Annotated in this window: 13 protein-coding genes; 11 read left to right on the forward strand and 2 right to left on the reverse strand. The window is 71.5% G+C overall.

The features are described 5' to 3' along the window. Window positions 1–222 precede the first annotated feature (222 nt). Complete coding sequence (locus tag ACIGAQ_RS32625; RefSeq protein WP_399789364.1) at window positions 223–1,167, reverse strand: oxidoreductase; 945 nt, start codon at window positions 1,165–1,167, stop codon at window positions 223–225. An 89-nt stretch (window positions 1,168–1,256) separates the two neighbouring features. Here ACIGAQ_RS32625 and ACIGAQ_RS32630 point away from each other — a divergent pair, with 89 nt between their 5' ends. From ACIGAQ_RS32630 to ACIGAQ_RS32660, 7 genes are all read left to right on the forward strand, one after another. Beyond that, complete coding sequence (locus ACIGAQ_RS32630; protein ID WP_362280844.1) at window positions 1,257–1,859, forward strand: TetR/AcrR family transcriptional regulator; 603 nt, start codon at window positions 1,257–1,259, stop codon at window positions 1,857–1,859. A 375-nt stretch (window positions 1,860–2,234) separates the two neighbouring features. Continuing rightward, on the forward strand, window positions 2,235–2,543 hold the full coding sequence (locus ACIGAQ_RS32635) for a hypothetical protein (protein ID WP_004000049.1): 309 nt from the start codon (window positions 2,235–2,237) through the stop codon (window positions 2,541–2,543). 189 nt (window positions 2,544–2,732) lie between these two features. Beyond that, a complete protein-coding gene (locus ACIGAQ_RS32640; RefSeq protein WP_399789368.1) occupies window positions 2,733–3,563 on the forward strand; it encodes a hypothetical protein in 831 nt (276 codons plus the stop codon). After that, entirely contained in the window at window positions 3,553–4,884 is a 1,332-nt protein-coding gene (locus ACIGAQ_RS32645; RefSeq protein ID WP_399789371.1) for a hypothetical protein, read from the forward strand. The genes ACIGAQ_RS32640 and ACIGAQ_RS32645 overlap by 11 nt, the downstream gene beginning before the upstream one ends. Further along, window positions 4,881–6,437, forward strand: a complete 1,557-nt coding sequence (locus tag ACIGAQ_RS32650) for an SCO6880 family protein (RefSeq protein ID WP_365090115.1) — start codon at window positions 4,881–4,883, stop codon at window positions 6,435–6,437. Before ACIGAQ_RS32645 ends, ACIGAQ_RS32650 begins: the two co-directional genes overlap by 4 nt. A gap of 6 nt (window positions 6,438–6,443) precedes the next feature. Then, a complete protein-coding gene (locus ACIGAQ_RS32655) occupies window positions 6,444–7,853 on the forward strand; it encodes an ATP-binding protein (RefSeq protein ID WP_365090117.1) in 1,410 nt (469 codons plus the stop codon). Between the two features lie 21 nt (window positions 7,854–7,874). Further along, window positions 7,875–9,539: a TraM recognition domain-containing protein gene (locus tag ACIGAQ_RS32660; protein ID WP_399789375.1), complete on the forward strand. Its 1,665-nt coding sequence runs from the start codon at window positions 7,875–7,877 to the stop codon at window positions 9,537–9,539. Here the strand turns inward: ACIGAQ_RS32660 and ACIGAQ_RS32665 are convergent, their stop codons facing one another. Then, the gene (locus tag ACIGAQ_RS32665; RefSeq protein ID WP_311689261.1) at window positions 9,540–10,109 is read right to left on the reverse strand and encodes a GNAT family N-acetyltransferase; all 570 of its coding nucleotides are present in this window, start codon (window positions 10,107–10,109) and stop codon (window positions 9,540–9,542) included. A gap of 94 nt (window positions 10,110–10,203) precedes the next feature. Here ACIGAQ_RS32665 and ACIGAQ_RS32670 point away from each other — a divergent pair, with 94 nt between their 5' ends. Genes ACIGAQ_RS32670 through ACIGAQ_RS32685 form a run of 4 tightly spaced genes read left to right on the forward strand, consistent with a single transcriptional unit; the run spans window position 10,204 to window position 13,831 of the window. After that, entirely contained in the window at window positions 10,204–11,124 is a 921-nt protein-coding gene (locus ACIGAQ_RS32670) for an ABC transporter ATP-binding protein (RefSeq protein WP_399789379.1), read from the forward strand. Next, window positions 11,121–11,900 (forward strand): ABC transporter permease, encoded by a 780-nt coding sequence (locus tag ACIGAQ_RS32675; RefSeq protein WP_399789382.1) that lies wholly within the window; start codon window positions 11,121–11,123, stop codon window positions 11,898–11,900. Before ACIGAQ_RS32670 ends, ACIGAQ_RS32675 begins: the two co-directional genes overlap by 4 nt. Before the next feature lie 24 nt (window positions 11,901–11,924). After that, window positions 11,925–13,163 (forward strand): sensor histidine kinase, encoded by a 1,239-nt coding sequence (locus ACIGAQ_RS32680; RefSeq protein WP_399789385.1) that lies wholly within the window; start codon window positions 11,925–11,927, stop codon window positions 13,161–13,163. Continuing rightward, complete coding sequence (locus ACIGAQ_RS32685; protein ID WP_399789388.1) at window positions 13,160–13,831, forward strand: response regulator; 672 nt, start codon at window positions 13,160–13,162, stop codon at window positions 13,829–13,831. Before ACIGAQ_RS32680 ends, ACIGAQ_RS32685 begins: the two co-directional genes overlap by 4 nt. Window positions 13,832–13,942: the final 111 nt, after the last annotated feature.

Raw genomic sequence — 13,942 nt, forward strand, 5'->3', positions numbered from 1 at the left:
GTGACCGGCACGGGGGGGGCACGGTCGGCGCGGCGGGGGCACGGTCCGGGCGGCCGGCGCGGCGGGGTCACGGTGTGGGCGGCCGGCGCACGAAGCGCGTGACGGGGGCTGGTCGGTCGCTCCCGGTGCGGCCGCTCGGGCTCCGTGCCGGGGACGGCGCCGCAGGACCGCCCGGGGCGGCCCCGCCGTCCCGTCGCCCGGCCGGACGGCGCCCTCCTCACCTCACCCCTGGCGTGCCGTCTCGTCCACCGTCAGCGGGAAGCGCGTGCCCGTCAGCTCCTCCGACACGCGCCACAGCCGACGGGCCGTCAGCGGGTCGGCGGCGGCGCGGGAGCGGCCGACCAGGGTCGGTGCGCCGCGCATCTCGCCGAGGCCGTCGGGACCGACGTAGCTCGCGCCGGGCAGGTCCTGCGTGGCCGCGTACAGCGTCGGCAGGGCCCCGGCCTTGTCGTCCTGGGCGAAGACCCGGTTGCCCAGGCGCAAAAAGGCGCGGGCCACCGGGTTGGCCGTACCGCTCTGGAGGTTGGTGGCGGCGTAGCCGGGGTGGGCGGCCAGGGCCCGGACCGCGGAGCCCGACGCGGTCAGGCGGCGCTGGAGTTCCAGGGTGAACAGCAGGTTGGCCAGCTTCGACTGGGCGTAGGCGCGCTGCGGGGTGTAGCGCGCGGTCAGGTCCAGGTCGTCGAAGGCGATCCGCACGCCGCCCCAGCGGTGGGCGCCCGAGGAGACGGTGACGACGCGGTCCGTCAGGTAGGGCAGCAGCAGGTTGGTCAGCGCGAAGTGCCCGAGGTGGTTCGTGCCGAACTGCATCTCGAAGCCGTCCTTGGTGCGCTGCCGCGGCAGCATCATCACGCCGGCGTTGTTGATCAGCAGGTGCAGGGGCTCGCGCCAGGCGTCGGCGAAGGCCCGCACGGAGGACAGGTCCGCCAGGTCCAGCCGGCGCACCTCGGTACTGCCCCGCACGGTGGCCGCCGCGGTCCGCCCCCGTTCCACGTCCCGCACGGCGAGGACGACGTGCGCGCCCGCCCGGGCCAGCGCCTGCGTCGCGGCCAGCCCGATACCGCTGTTGGCACCGGTGACCACGGCGGTCCGCCCGGCGAGGTCGGGCAGGGAGTCCGCCCCGAACGTCTCGTTGCTCTGCGTGCTCCGCGTGTTCCGCTCATCGGCCATGCGTCGAATGTAGGCGCCGACAACAATGCTGTCAATGACAACAAAGCTGACGACGTCAACAAAGATGGCGGCGACAACATCGGGATACGATGACGCCCATGCCAGAGAGCCGCCCCTACCACCACGGAGACCTGCGCTCCACCCTCCTCGCCGGCGCCGAACGCACCCTGCGCGAGAAGGGGGCGGGCGCGCTCTCCCTGCGGGAACTGGCCCGTGAGGCCGGCGTGAGCCACGCCGCGCCCGGCCGCCACTTCAAGGACAAGCAGGCCCTGCTCAACGCCCTCGCCCTGAGTGGATACGACCGGCTCGGCCAGGCCCTGGAGGCCGCCGACGACCCGGACCTGCCGCTCCAGCGGCGGCTCACCGCCCTCGCCCGGGCCTACCTCGCGTTCTCGCTCGACCACCCCGAGCTGCTGGAACTCATGTACGCCCGCAAGCACGACCCGGACGCCTCCGAGCAGATGGCCGCGGCCGTCGACCGGACGGTGGGCTCGCTCGAACGGGTCATCGCCGACGCCCAGGAGCGCGGCGAGATCATCGCCGGCGACCCCCAGCACCTCACCCTGCTGACCGGCGCCACCCTCCAGGGAATCGCCTCCTTCGCGGCGGGCGGCATGCTCCCCGCCGAGACCGCCCTGGACGGCATCGAGGAACTCGTCCACCTCCTGCTGCACGGCCTCAAGCCCCGCTGACCCCGGGCGGTGCCGGTACCCTTCACCCGGAGAACAACGACGCGACCACTCACCCGACCAGCCGTCAGAAACCGTCCGTGAAGGTGAGAAAGGCCGCGAGAGGGCACAACGACGGAACCGCACACCAGGTTTCGCTCAGGCCTCATTGCCCGGCGTGACCTGCCGTGATACACAGAGTGACCATACGATCCTTCGTACACCGTCCGGCGCCTCCCCTTAGGCTCCAGAGCGGAACGGTGGCAAGGTATTCGTACGAAACCCGCCAATCAATGACGCCAAGTCGACATACGACAGCGTCATCGTCGGCGAGAATGAGGCCTGACCTCTGCACGACCGCAGAGGATGCGGAACTACCCAACAGGGGCGGTGACTTACATGCTCTTTGCGGCCGACAAGGGAGACATCAACACCATCATCGGCGGGATCGCTCCGGACTGGGGCCCCTTCGGCAGCCTGGGCAACGAGGCCAAGGTGATGATCGAGGTGGTGATGGCGGTCGCCATCCTCATCTGCCTCGGCATCGCCATCTGGGGCGCCGCCAAGCAGCGCATCGGTGCCACGGCCCTCCGCGACACCTTCAGCGCGGAGCAGGGCAAGGGCCTCATCATCGCCGGTCTCACCGGGGTCTTCATCATCGGTTCCCTCGGCACGCTGTTCACCATCGTGTACGGCATGGCCGTGTAGGCCGGGCACCGTCCGTCCCGGCCGGACACGCCCGGCTCCCCCTCCCTCCCACCCGCCCGTCGTGCCCACCGGCTGAGGTTGCGTTTCCCTGATGTCGAGTCACCACACCGCGCCCGCGCGGGAACCAGCACGGCTACCGTCGTACGAGGAGCACGTGAATCCGTACGACGGCGAGGGGGCGTACGCGGCATGAGTCTCGGCGACGAGCGTGACACCTCCGGCGGCTACGGCGGCACGGGCCAGACCCGCACCCGCCTCCCCGACACCGACACGGACCCCTACGGCACCCCCCGCCGCCCCCCACGCTCCTCCCGCAGCCTGGTCACGGTGGTCGGAGTAGTGGTCCTCCTGATCGCAGCCATCGCCTTCGCGAACAGGGGGGACGGCGGTTCCGAGGGCAGCGGCCCCGACAGCGACAAAGCGGAGAGCTCGGCAACGGCGCCCTCGGGCAAGCGTCCTGTGGGGTCCAAGACGAGCGACATCCCCACGGGCTATTCCCAGGACGAGCAGGGGGCCCAGTCCGCGGCCACCAACTACGGCATCGCCCTCGGTTCGGCCGACATGTACAACACGAAGAAGCGCCACGCGATCATCAACACCGTGTACGCCCCCGACGTTGCCGCCACCCAGTTGTCGGCGTTCGACCAGGCGTACTCCCGCCAGGGCTTCCTCGAGAAGCTCGGGCTGGACAAGAACGGCGTCGCCCCAAGCGGTCAGACCTTCGTGTCGCGGGTCATCCCGGTCGGCACCAAGGTCACGTCCTTCGGCGGCAGCACTGCCACGGTCGCCCTCTGGTACACCTCCCTCTTCGGCCTGTCAGGTGAAGGCTCCACAAACCCTGTGACCGAGAGCTGGTACACGACGACCTATCAGTTGAAGTGGGTCGCTGGTGACTGGAAGGTCACCGACTTCACCCAGGAGGACGGCCCGGTCCCGGTCGGGCGCGACCAAAGAGCCTCCACCGCTGAGGACATGACCAAGGCAGTCGAGGAGTACGGAGGGTTCACCTATGCCCGGTAGGCATCACGTACTCAAGCTCGGCGCGGCTGTCGCGGCGGTGCAGGCGGCCACGGTCCTGCTGGCCACCCGTGCCTTCGCCGCGCCCACCCCCTCCCCGTCGCCCAGCAACAACGCCTGTGACCTGCTCAGGGGCGAGGCCAGGGAGATCTGCGAAGGGGACACCGGCAGCGGAAGCGGTACGGGTGGAGGAAACCCCTCGATCAACCCCACCTCCACCCTCGACCCCCTCTCCTCCCTCGCCAAGGGCTGTGCCGATGCTGCCGCATGGACCGTCGACAAGCTCAGTGACGCCGTGAAGGAGACCGCGAACGTCGACTTCACCAACCCCAAGTTCCTCCAGCAGTACGCCGTCGTCTTCGCCGCCTCGACCATCCTCACGCTGCTGCTCTGGCTCCTGGCCGTCGCCAAGCGAGCCGTCCGCGGCGTGCCCCTGACCACCGCGCTGTCCGAGGCCATCGGCTTCCTCTGGCTGACCGTCCTCGCCTCCGCCTTCACCCCCCTGATCCTCTACACCGTCGTCTCGGCGACCGACGGCATCACCGAGGTCCTCGCCAAAGCCACCGGCGACCAGACCGACACCTTCTTCGGCACCTTCTCCGAGGCCCTCAAGAAGGGCGAGGACATCGGCGGCGGCCCCATCATGCTGATCGTCGTCTCCCTGGTCAGCATCCTCGCCGCCGGCGTCCTCTGGCTGGAACTCGTCATCCGCGCGGCCCTGCTCTACGTCGGCGCCCTCCTCGGCACCGTCGTCTACGCCGGCCTCGTCGACAAGAACCTCTGGGGCCACGTCCGCCGCTGGGCGGGCATCATGATCGCCGTCATCCTCATCAAGCCGGTCATCGTCATCGTGCTCGGCCTCGCCGGCGCCCTGTCCGCCGACGACGGCCCGGACGCCTTCTCCGCCGTCGTCTCCGGCCTCGCCATCATCCTGCTCGCCATCTTCGCCAGCGCGATGATCTACCGCTTCGTCCCCGGCTTCGGCGACGAGATCGCCGGCTCCCGCAACAACCGCATCATGCAGGGCGCCGAGAGCAAGGCCGCCGCCGTCATCAGCTCCCCGGCCTCCCTGGTCGCCCAGGGCATCAAGACCCACAGCACCCGCGCCGACCACAACGGCGGAGGCAGCCAGTCCTCCGCCCCCCGCCCCAGCAACCCCGCATCCGGCGGGGTCGCCGCGCACAGCGCGCGCACCTCGAACGGCGGCGGCGGATCTGTCCCCTCCGCCGCACCCGCCCCCCGTTCGAGCAGCCCCGTCAACACCCCGCACGCCAGCAGCACCCGCAACAGCAGTACCAACCGCACGGGAGGTGAAGGGCGTTGACGACCGAGTCCCACGTGTCCCATCCGGTCACGCCCCGCCGGACATATCTGATCGGCCGCGCCCGGCCGAACGCGATCATCGGCCGCAACCGCGAGACCGGCGAGATCGCCCTGATCGTCGTGGGCGCGTTCCTCGGCATGATGTGCGGACTCCTCGTCCCGGTGCTGTCCCTGCGCATCGTGCTGCTCGCCGGGTTCCCGATGCTGGCGCTGGCCGCGGTCTACGTGCCCTACAAGCACCGCACCTTCTACAAGTGGTTCGAGATCAACCGCAGCTACAAGCGCACCCTCAAGCGGGGCGCCACCTACCGCTCCACCGCCGTCGAGGCCGGCACCCGGCTCGACGGCCGCGAGGTCGAGGTCGGCCCGCCCCCCGGCATCGGCCGCATCACCTGGCTCTCCGCCCCCTTCGGGCCCGACGAGATCGCCGTCCTGCTGCACGCCGACCGCAAGACCGTCACCGCCGCCATCGAGATCGAGGGCCCCGGTGTCGGCCTGCGCGACAGCGAGGACCAGGAGGCCCTGGTCGACCGCTTCGGCACGCTGCTCAAGCACGTGGCCAACGGCGACGGCTTCGTCACCCGCCTGCAGATGCTCGCCCGCACCCTGCCCGCCGACCCCGACGCCCACGCCAAGGACGTCGCCGTCCGCGGCGACGACAGGGCCCTGCCCTGGCTGCAGGAGTCCTACGACCAGCTCCAGTCGATGGTGTCGACCAGCAGCGAGCAGCACCGCGCCTACCTCGTCGCCTGCATGCACTACACCCGCGACCTCGCCGCCGAGGCCAACGCCATGGCCCGGGCCGCCCGCGCCCACGGCGGCAAGGTCGACCGCGACGCCGGACTCGCCGTCGTCATGGCCCGCGAGCTCACCGACATCTGCTCGCGCCTGCAGGAGGCCGACATCCGCGTCCGCCAGCCGCTCGGCCAGAGCCGGCTGTCCTCGCTGATCCACTCCATGTACGACCCGGACCACCCGATCGACCACATCCAGGCGATGACCAAGCGCAACGCCTGGCCGGCCGAGCTGGACGCCATGGAGCCCACCTACCTCCAGGCCAAGACCCGCGAGTCCTCCACCCGCGCCCCCTGGTGCCACGCCACGGCCTGGGTGAAGGAGTGGCCGATGACCCCCGTCGGCGTCAACTTCCTCGCCCCGCTCCTCGTCCACACCCCGGACGTCATCCGCACGGTCGCCGTCACCATGGACCTCGAACCCACCGAGGTCGCCATCGAGCGCATGCTCACCGAGAAGACCAACGACGAGGCCGAGGCGTCCCGCGCCGCCAAGATGAACCGCACGGTCGACCCCCGCGACGTGGCCGCCCACTCCCGGCTCGACCAGCGCGGCGAGGACCTCGCCAGCGGCGCCGCCGGCGTCAACCTCGTCGGCTACATCACCGTCAGCTCCCGCAACCCCGACGCCCTCGCCCGCGACAAGCGCACGATAAGGGCCTCGGCCGGCAAGTCGTACCTCAAGCTCGAATGGTGCGACCGCGAGCACCACCGCGCCTTCGTGAACACCCTTCCCTTCGCCACCGGCATCCGGAGGTAGGACCTGATGCGGGATCCGCTGTCCGTCCTCACCGAGGCCTTCACGTCCTTCCTCTTCGGGAAGGTCGAGACGACCCGGCTCCCGGTGCGCACGTCCACGGGCCAGGCCCAGGCCGTCTACCTCCCGACCGCCGCCCCGGGCCTCGGCGACTCGGGCGTCATCATCGGCCGCGAGGTGTACTCCGGCAAGGGCTACATCTACGACCCCTTCCAGCTCTACGGCCAGCAGCTCCCCGCCCCCCACTGGCTGGTCCTCGGCGAGTCCGGCAACGGCAAGTCGGCGCTGGAGAAGACGTACGTCCTGCGCCAGCTCCGCTTCAAGGACCGCCAGGTCGTCGTCCTGGACGCCCAGGGCGAGGACGGCGTCGGCGAGTGGAACCTCATCGCGCAGGAGCTGGGCATAACCCCCATCCGCCTGGACCCCATGGCCGCCCTGGACATGGGGATCCGCCTCAACCCGCTCGACCCCGCGATCACCACGACCGGCCAGCTCGCGCTGCTGCGCACGATCATCGAGGTCGCGATGGGCCACGGCCTGGACGAGCGGTCCGGCTTCGCGCTCAAGGTCGCGCACGCCTACGTCAACGCGACGATCACCGACCGCCAGCCGGTCCTCACCGACATCGTCGAGCAGCTGCGCCACCCCGAGCCCGAGTCGGCCGAGGCGATGAACGTCGCCATAGACGACGTCCGCGCCTGGGGCCTCGACGTCGCCCTGGTCCTGGACCGCCTGGTCGACGGTGACCTGCGCGGCATGTTCGACGGCCCGACGACGGTCGGCATCGACCTCGACGCCCCGCTGATCGTCTTCGACCTGTCGCACATCGACCGCAACTCCATCGCCATGCCCATCCTCATGGCCATCGTCGGCGTCTGGCTGGAGCACACCTGGATCCGCCCCGACCGGAAGAAGCGCATCTTCCTGGTCGAGGAGGCCTGGCACATCATCAACAGCCCCTTCGTGGCACAGCTGTTCCAGCGTCTGCTGAAGTTCGGCCGGCGCCTGGGCCTGTCCTTCGTCGCGGTCGTCCACCACCTCTCCGACGTCGTCGACGGCGCCGCCGCGAAGGAAGCAGCGGCGATCCTGAAGATGGCCTCGACCAGGACGATCTACGCCCAGAAAGCCGACGAGGCACGAGCCACCGGACGGGTCCTCGGCCTGCCCCGCTGGGCGGTCGAGATCATCCCGACCCTCACCCCCGGCATCGCCGTCTGGGACGTCAACGGCAACGTCCAGGTCGTCAAACACCTGGTCACCGAGACCGAACGCCCGCTGGTCTTCACCGACCGCGCCATGACGGAGTCCTCGGCCGACCTCACGGACGACGCCCTGCACGCCGCCGAGATCGAGGCCGAGGAACGGGCCGCGGCCTTCGTGGAACACCACATGGGCGACTCCGAATCGACGGTGGCGTAGGCGTACGCAGGGGAGGAACGCGTGAGACCGGACGACCGCCGCACCCCGCGGGACACCCAGGGAGGCATCCCCGACGGCCTGCTCGTCGGCATACTCGCGTTCCTCCTCGGCATGACCCTGATGGTGTGGACCGCCACGGGCCTGGCAGGCCTGTTCGCCCACGGCTCCTGGCCGTCCGGCGTCACCTTCGTCCGCACGCCCCTGGCCATGCGCCACCTCGTCGCCCAGCCGCACGACATCCCCGGCGCCTGGCCCGGGACGCCCCCCGGCGACCTCTCCGGCTACGGCCTGTTCTGGGGCCTGCTCATCGGCCAGCTGATGATCCTGGTCGTCCTGACGGTGTTCGTGATGGGCACCCTGGCCAGATGGCGCGCGGTCCGCACACGACACCGCCTGGAGCAGGCAACGCCACCGGAACCGCGACAGCACGCGACACCGGCGCCTGGCCCGGTACAGCACGACGCCCCCGCCACGCCCCAGCATCCGACACCCGGCCCGGTACAGCACGACGCCCCCGCCACGGCCCAGCACCCGGGGCAGGGACCGGTACAGCACGACATCCCCACCCCGGCCCAGTCCGCCTCACCGCAGCCGCACACCAGCCAGAACCCGGCCCCGGCCCCGCACGACCTTCCCACCCCCCGACGCGCCGCCGCCCCCGAGCCCACCCACCTCCTGGAGCCGACCGCACCCCTGGCGCCCACCCCGGCGGCCATGCCCGCGACGCCGGCGTCCCCGTTCGGCCAGGAACGGGTGGGCGGGTGGGAGAAGATCCTCGTAGCCCCCAGGGAAACCCGCCAGACCACGGCAGCCCAGGCCGTACGCGACGCGGAGGGCCCCACCCTCGTCGTCACCTCCAACCCCACCCTCTGGCAGGAGACCAAGGACGCCCGGGCCAAACTCGGCCCCGCCCACCTCTACGACCCCACCCACCTCTGCAACACCCCGGCCCGCCTCCACTGGTCCCCCACCACCGGCTGCGAGGACCCCCGCACCGCCACGACCAGGGCCACCGCCCTGCTCACCCCCGTACGCCCCACCGCCAAACTCGACCAGGCCGTCACCGACACGGCCACCACCCTCCTGCGGAGCTACCTGCACGCCGCCGCCATCGACGGCCGCACCATCCGCCACGTCCACCGCTGGTCCCAGGGCACCCAGATCCAGGACGCCGTCCGCATCCTGCGCACCAACCCCAAGGCCGCCCCCGGCTCCGCAGGCGAACTCGAAGGCGCCCTCACCGCCCACCCGGAACGCCGCGACATGGCCCAGCAGTTGACCACCCGCGCCCTCACCGCGCTCTCCACGGTCAACATCCGCGAGGCCTGCACTCCCAACCGAACTGATGCCCTCGCCCTGGATTCCTTCATCCACGAAGGGGGCACGCTTTATGTGGTCGGTGAATCCATCGAGGACCCCAGGACCAACCCGGGCGCGATGCCCTTCCTGACGGCCCTCGTCTCCAGCGTGGTCGAGCGCGGCCGGCGCATGGCCGAACGGTCATCCTCCGGTCGCCTCGACCCACCACTGACCCTCGTCCTCGACGACGTCGCGGCCGTGGCCCCGCTCCCCGAGCTCCCGGAGCTGCTCGCCACCGGAGCGGACCGGGGCCTGCCGACCCTGGCCCTGCTCCGCTCCCGCGAACAGGGCCGCGCCCGCTGGCCGCACGACGAACTCCCCGTCTGACTACCCGTCTGAGAAGGGCACCCCGACACCGCCCCGCTCCAGCACGAACTCCAGCTCCCGCTCCCCGGAGTCCCCGAGCGGCACCGTCACCCCGCTCGGCACGAACCCCACCCGCCGGTAGAACCGCTGCGCCCGCCCGTTCTCCTCGTGCACGATCAGCCGCACCCGCTCCAGCCCCCGCCCCCACGCCCACTCCAGAGCCGCGTCGAACAGCACCTCGGTCAGGCCGCTCCCGCGCTCCTCGGGCCGCACGAACACACCGACCAGATGCCCCTGCTTCCGCTCCACCGGAAAGCCGGCCCAGTCGGTCGTCCCGGGCTCCTCCACGAGCACGGTCACCGTCGCCACCCACCGCCCGTCCGGCCCCTCGGCGATGATCTGCTGCCGCGCGTCCGCCCCCTCGGCGGCACCGGCCGTCCGCTCCCGCCAGAAGGACTCCGGCCGGCCCACGGCCTCCTCGTACGTCTCCAGGAAGGCCAGGTGCGCCACCGGGTCCCGCAGCGCCGCCAGCCGCAACTCCTTCGCCGCAGGCCACTCCTCGGCACGCACGGACCGGATCACATAACTCATGCGGGCCACCGTAGTACCCCGGTACGACGCCCCTCACCCCGATAACCACCGCCGGTCCGACGCCCGACGCCCCCGCGCGCAGCAGCATCGAACCATGCTGACCGCACACGAACTGACCAAACGCTACGGCGACCGCACGGTCGTCACGGACCTGTCCTTCACCGTCCGCCCGGGCACCGTCACCGGCTTCCTCGGCCCCAACGGCGCCGGCAAGTCCACGACCATGCGCATGCTCCTCGGCCTGGACGCCCCCACCCGCGGCCACGCCACCGTCGGCGGCCGCTCCTACGCCGCCCACCCCGCGCCCCTCACCGAGGTCGGCGCCCTGCTGGAGGCCCGCTCCGTCCACCCCGGCCGCACCGCCTACCACCACCTGCGCGTCCTCGCCCACACCCACGGCATCCCCCGCACACGCGTCGACCACGTCCTCGGCCTCACCGGACTGACCGACGTGGCCCACCGCCGCGTCAAGGGCTTCTCCCTCGGCATGGGACAGCGCCTCGGCATCGCCGCCGCCCTCCTCGGTGACCCGGCCGTGCTCCTCCTCGACGAGCCGGTCAACGGCCTCGACCCCGAGGGCGTCCTGTGGATCCGCAACCTGCTCAAGTCACTCGCCGCGGAAGGCCGCACGGTCTTCGTCTCCTCCCACCTGATGAGCGAGATGGCCCTCACCGCCGACCACCTCGTCATCATCGGCCGCGGCCGCCTCCTCGCCGACACCACGGTCACCGACTTCGTCCGCGCCTCCGGCGCCGGCACCACCAAGGTCGTCACCCCGGAGGCCGACCCCCTCGTGGACCTGCTCACCGCACCCGGCGTCACCATCACCACCGACACCCCCGGCACCCTGCTGATCCGCGGCACCGACGCCCAGCACATCGGCCGCACAGCAGCCGCCCACGGCATCCCCCTCTACGAACTGACCCCCGGCGCCGCCTCCCTGGAAGCCGCCTTCATGGACCTCACCCGCGACGCGCTGGAGTACCCGGCGACCCTGGAAGGAGCAGCGGCATGACCACGGCAGCACTCCCCCACCGCGTGACCCCCGCCCGCGTCCTGCGCTCCGAGTGGCACAAGCTCTGGACGCTGCGCTCCACCTGGCTCAACCTCGCCGTCACGAGCCTGCTGACCGCAGCCATGGGCGCGGGCCTCGGCGCCGCCTACGACGGTTCCGGCGAAGGCGGCATGGACCCCGTCATGTTCGTGCTGCTCGGCACCCAGTTCGCCACGATCAACCTCGGCGTGCTGGGCATCCTCGCCACCGCCGGCGAGTACTCCACCGGCCAGATCCGCGCCACCATGACCGCCGTCCCGCGCCGCCTGCCCGTCCTGTGGTCCAAGGCCGCGGTCCTGACCGCGATCGCCCTCCCCCTCACCCTCGCGACCAACCTCGTCACCTTCCCCCTCGCCCAGTCCTTCCTCGACGGCACCGACCTGTCGGCCTCCCTCGGCGACCCCGGCGTCCTGCGCGCCCTCGCGGGCAACGCGGCCGGCCTCACCCTGCTCGCCGTCCTCGCCCTCGCCGTCGGCGCCCTCCTCCGCTCGGTCCCCACCTCCATCGGCGCCTACATCGGCCTGATCATGATCCTCCCGGAGATCCTGGCGATGCTCCCCTACGACGCCGTCGACAACGCCGTCCGCTACTTCCCCGGCAAGGCCCTGGAGGCCCTCACCACAGCCCAGCCCATGCCCGCCACCGCCACCCCGGGCAGCGCCCTGCTCGCCCTGCTCCTGTGGACGGGGGCGACCCTGACCGTGGCCGCCTGGGTCCTGCGCCGGCGAGACGTCTGACGCCCGGCGTCAGGAAGCCTCACGATGGACCCCGTGACGGAAGACCGGACGACCGAACCCCTCACCGACCTCGCCCAGCGCCTCACCCGGCGGGTGCGCGCCCTCGACCGGCGCCACCCCCTGCTGTGGGACCTGCACTTCACCGGATTCTGGGCAACGGCCGCCCTGATCGACTACGCCGGCGGCGGCTGGCAGCACAACGCCCACCACCAGGACGTCCCCGGCTGGCTGCTGCTCACCCTGAGCCTCGGCTTCTCGCTCCCCCTGATCTGGCGCCGCACCCACCCGGGGGCCGTCCTCGCCGCCATGGCCCCCTTCGCCCTCGTCAACGCCTGGACCGGCGCCGCCCTCCAGGCGGCCCTGCTCCAGCTGGTCCTCGTCTACCACCTGGCCCTGCGTCGCGCCCTGCGCCGGCTGTGGTGGGCCACCGCCCTGGTCATCACGCCCGTCCTGGTCTCGAACTTCCGTCACGGGGAGGGCAGCTGGGACCAGCAGATCGGCTCGCAGCTGATGTCCGTCACGGTGGCCGTCCTCATCGGCGTCACGGTCCGCACCCGCCGCAACTACACCGAGGCCCTGGAGGACCGCGCCCGCCGCCTGGAGACCGAACGCGACCAGCAGGCCCGGCTCGCCACCGCCGCCGAACGGTCCCGCATCGCCCGCGAGATGCACGACATCATCGGCCACAACCTCTCCGTCATCACCGGCCTCGCCGACGGTGGCCGGTACGCCGCCGGCAAGTCCCCCGAACGTGCCGCCCAGGCCCTCGACGCCATCGCCACCACCGGCCGCCAGGCCCTCACCGAACTCCGCCGCCTCCTGGACGTCCTGGGCGAGGAGGAGAAACAACAGGCCGACCTGACCCCTCAACCCGGCCTCACGGACCTCGCCCCCCTCCTCGACGGCGTCCGCTCAGCAGGACTCCCCGTGCACACCAGGACCCACGGCATCCCCACGCTCCCCCCGGGCCGCCAGCTCACCGTCTACCGGGTCATCCAGGAAGCCCTCACCAACACCCTGAAACACGCCGGCCCGAACGCGACAGCGGAGATAGACCTGGCCTACGGCGACAAGGCCGCCGTCACCGTCACCATCACGGACACCGGCCACGGAGCCCCGGCCACCCCGGCCGCAGGCCGCGGGCTCCCCGGAATGCGCGAGCGAACCGCCCTGTACGGCGGCACACTTGAGGCCGGCCCCCGCCCCGACCCGGAGCAGGGCTGGCGCGTCTGCCTACACCTCCCGGAGGAACCCCCGCAGTGACCACGGTCCTCATCGCCGACGACCAGCCCCTGCAACGCTTCGGCTCCCGCATGCTTCTGGAGAGCCAGGACGACATGACGGTCGTGGGCGAGGCGGCCAACGGGAGCGAAGCCGTCCGCATGGCGGCCGAGCTCCACCCGGACGTCGTCCTCATGGACATCCGCATGCCCGGACTGGACGGTATCGAGGCGACCCGCCGCATCACCGCGGCCGGCGACCGCACCCGCATCCTGATCGTCACGACCTTCGACCTGGACGAGTACGCCTACGCCGGCCTCCGCGCCGGCGCCTCCGGCTTCCTCGTCAAGGACGCCCAGCCGGAAGAACTCCTGGCCGGCATCCGCGCGGTCGCGACGGGTGACGCGGTCGTGGCCCCCAGCCTCACGCGACGCCTCCTGGACGCCTACGTCCACCACCTGCCGACCGACCCCGCCACGGAGGCGACCCACCCCGAGGATCCCCGCCTCGCGTCCCTGACGGACCGGGAACGCGAGATCCTGACGGTCATCGGCCAGGGCTGGACGAACACGGAGATAGCCACTCGCCTGCACCTGGCGGAGTCGACGGTGAAGACGCACGTGGGCCGCATCCTCGCGAAAACCGGTTCTCGGGACCGCATCCAGGCGGTCATCCTGGCGTACGACACAAAGCTGGTGCAGCCGTCTTGACCGAAGCCGCCGAACCCCCGAAAGGGGCCGGAAACGCGAAAAGGCCCACACCATAAGGTGTGGGCCTTTCCCAATGATTGTTCGGCGGCGTCCTACTCTCCCACAGGGTCC

It is taken from the genome of Streptomyces sp. NPDC085932 (genome assembly GCF_044540525.1).
In the GTDB taxonomy this organism is placed as follows: domain Bacteria; phylum Actinomycetota; class Actinomycetes; order Streptomycetales; family Streptomycetaceae; genus Streptomyces; species Streptomyces levis.

What these genes read in the sequence shown, in the direction of transcription:
- ACIGAQ_RS32625 (WP_399789364.1), bottom strand. Translation starts at nt 1,167, where the DNA reads ATGGCCGATGAGCGGAACACGCGGAGCACGCAGAGCAACGAGACGTTC.
- ACIGAQ_RS32630 (WP_362280844.1), top strand. Translation starts at nt 1,257, where the DNA reads ATGACGCCCATGCCAGAGAGCCGCCCCTACCACCACGGAGACCTGCGC.
- ACIGAQ_RS32635 (WP_004000049.1), top strand. Translation starts at nt 2,235, where the DNA reads ATGCTCTTTGCGGCCGACAAGGGAGACATCAACACCATCATCGGCGGG.
- ACIGAQ_RS32640 (WP_399789368.1), top strand. Translation starts at nt 2,733, where the DNA reads ATGAGTCTCGGCGACGAGCGTGACACCTCCGGCGGCTACGGCGGCACG.
- ACIGAQ_RS32645 (WP_399789371.1), top strand. Translation starts at nt 3,553, where the DNA reads ATGCCCGGTAGGCATCACGTACTCAAGCTCGGCGCGGCTGTCGCGGCG.
- ACIGAQ_RS32655 (WP_365090117.1), top strand. Translation starts at nt 6,444, where the DNA reads ATGCGGGATCCGCTGTCCGTCCTCACCGAGGCCTTCACGTCCTTCCTC.
- ACIGAQ_RS32665 (WP_311689261.1), bottom strand. Translation starts at nt 10,109, where the DNA reads ATGAGTTATGTGATCCGGTCCGTGCGTGCCGAGGAGTGGCCTGCGGCG.
- ACIGAQ_RS32670 (WP_399789379.1), top strand. Translation starts at nt 10,204, where the DNA reads ATGCTGACCGCACACGAACTGACCAAACGCTACGGCGACCGCACGGTC.
- ACIGAQ_RS32675 (WP_399789382.1), top strand. Translation starts at nt 11,121, where the DNA reads ATGACCACGGCAGCACTCCCCCACCGCGTGACCCCCGCCCGCGTCCTG.
- ACIGAQ_RS32680 (WP_399789385.1), top strand. Translation starts at nt 11,925, where the DNA reads ATGGACCCCGTGACGGAAGACCGGACGACCGAACCCCTCACCGACCTC.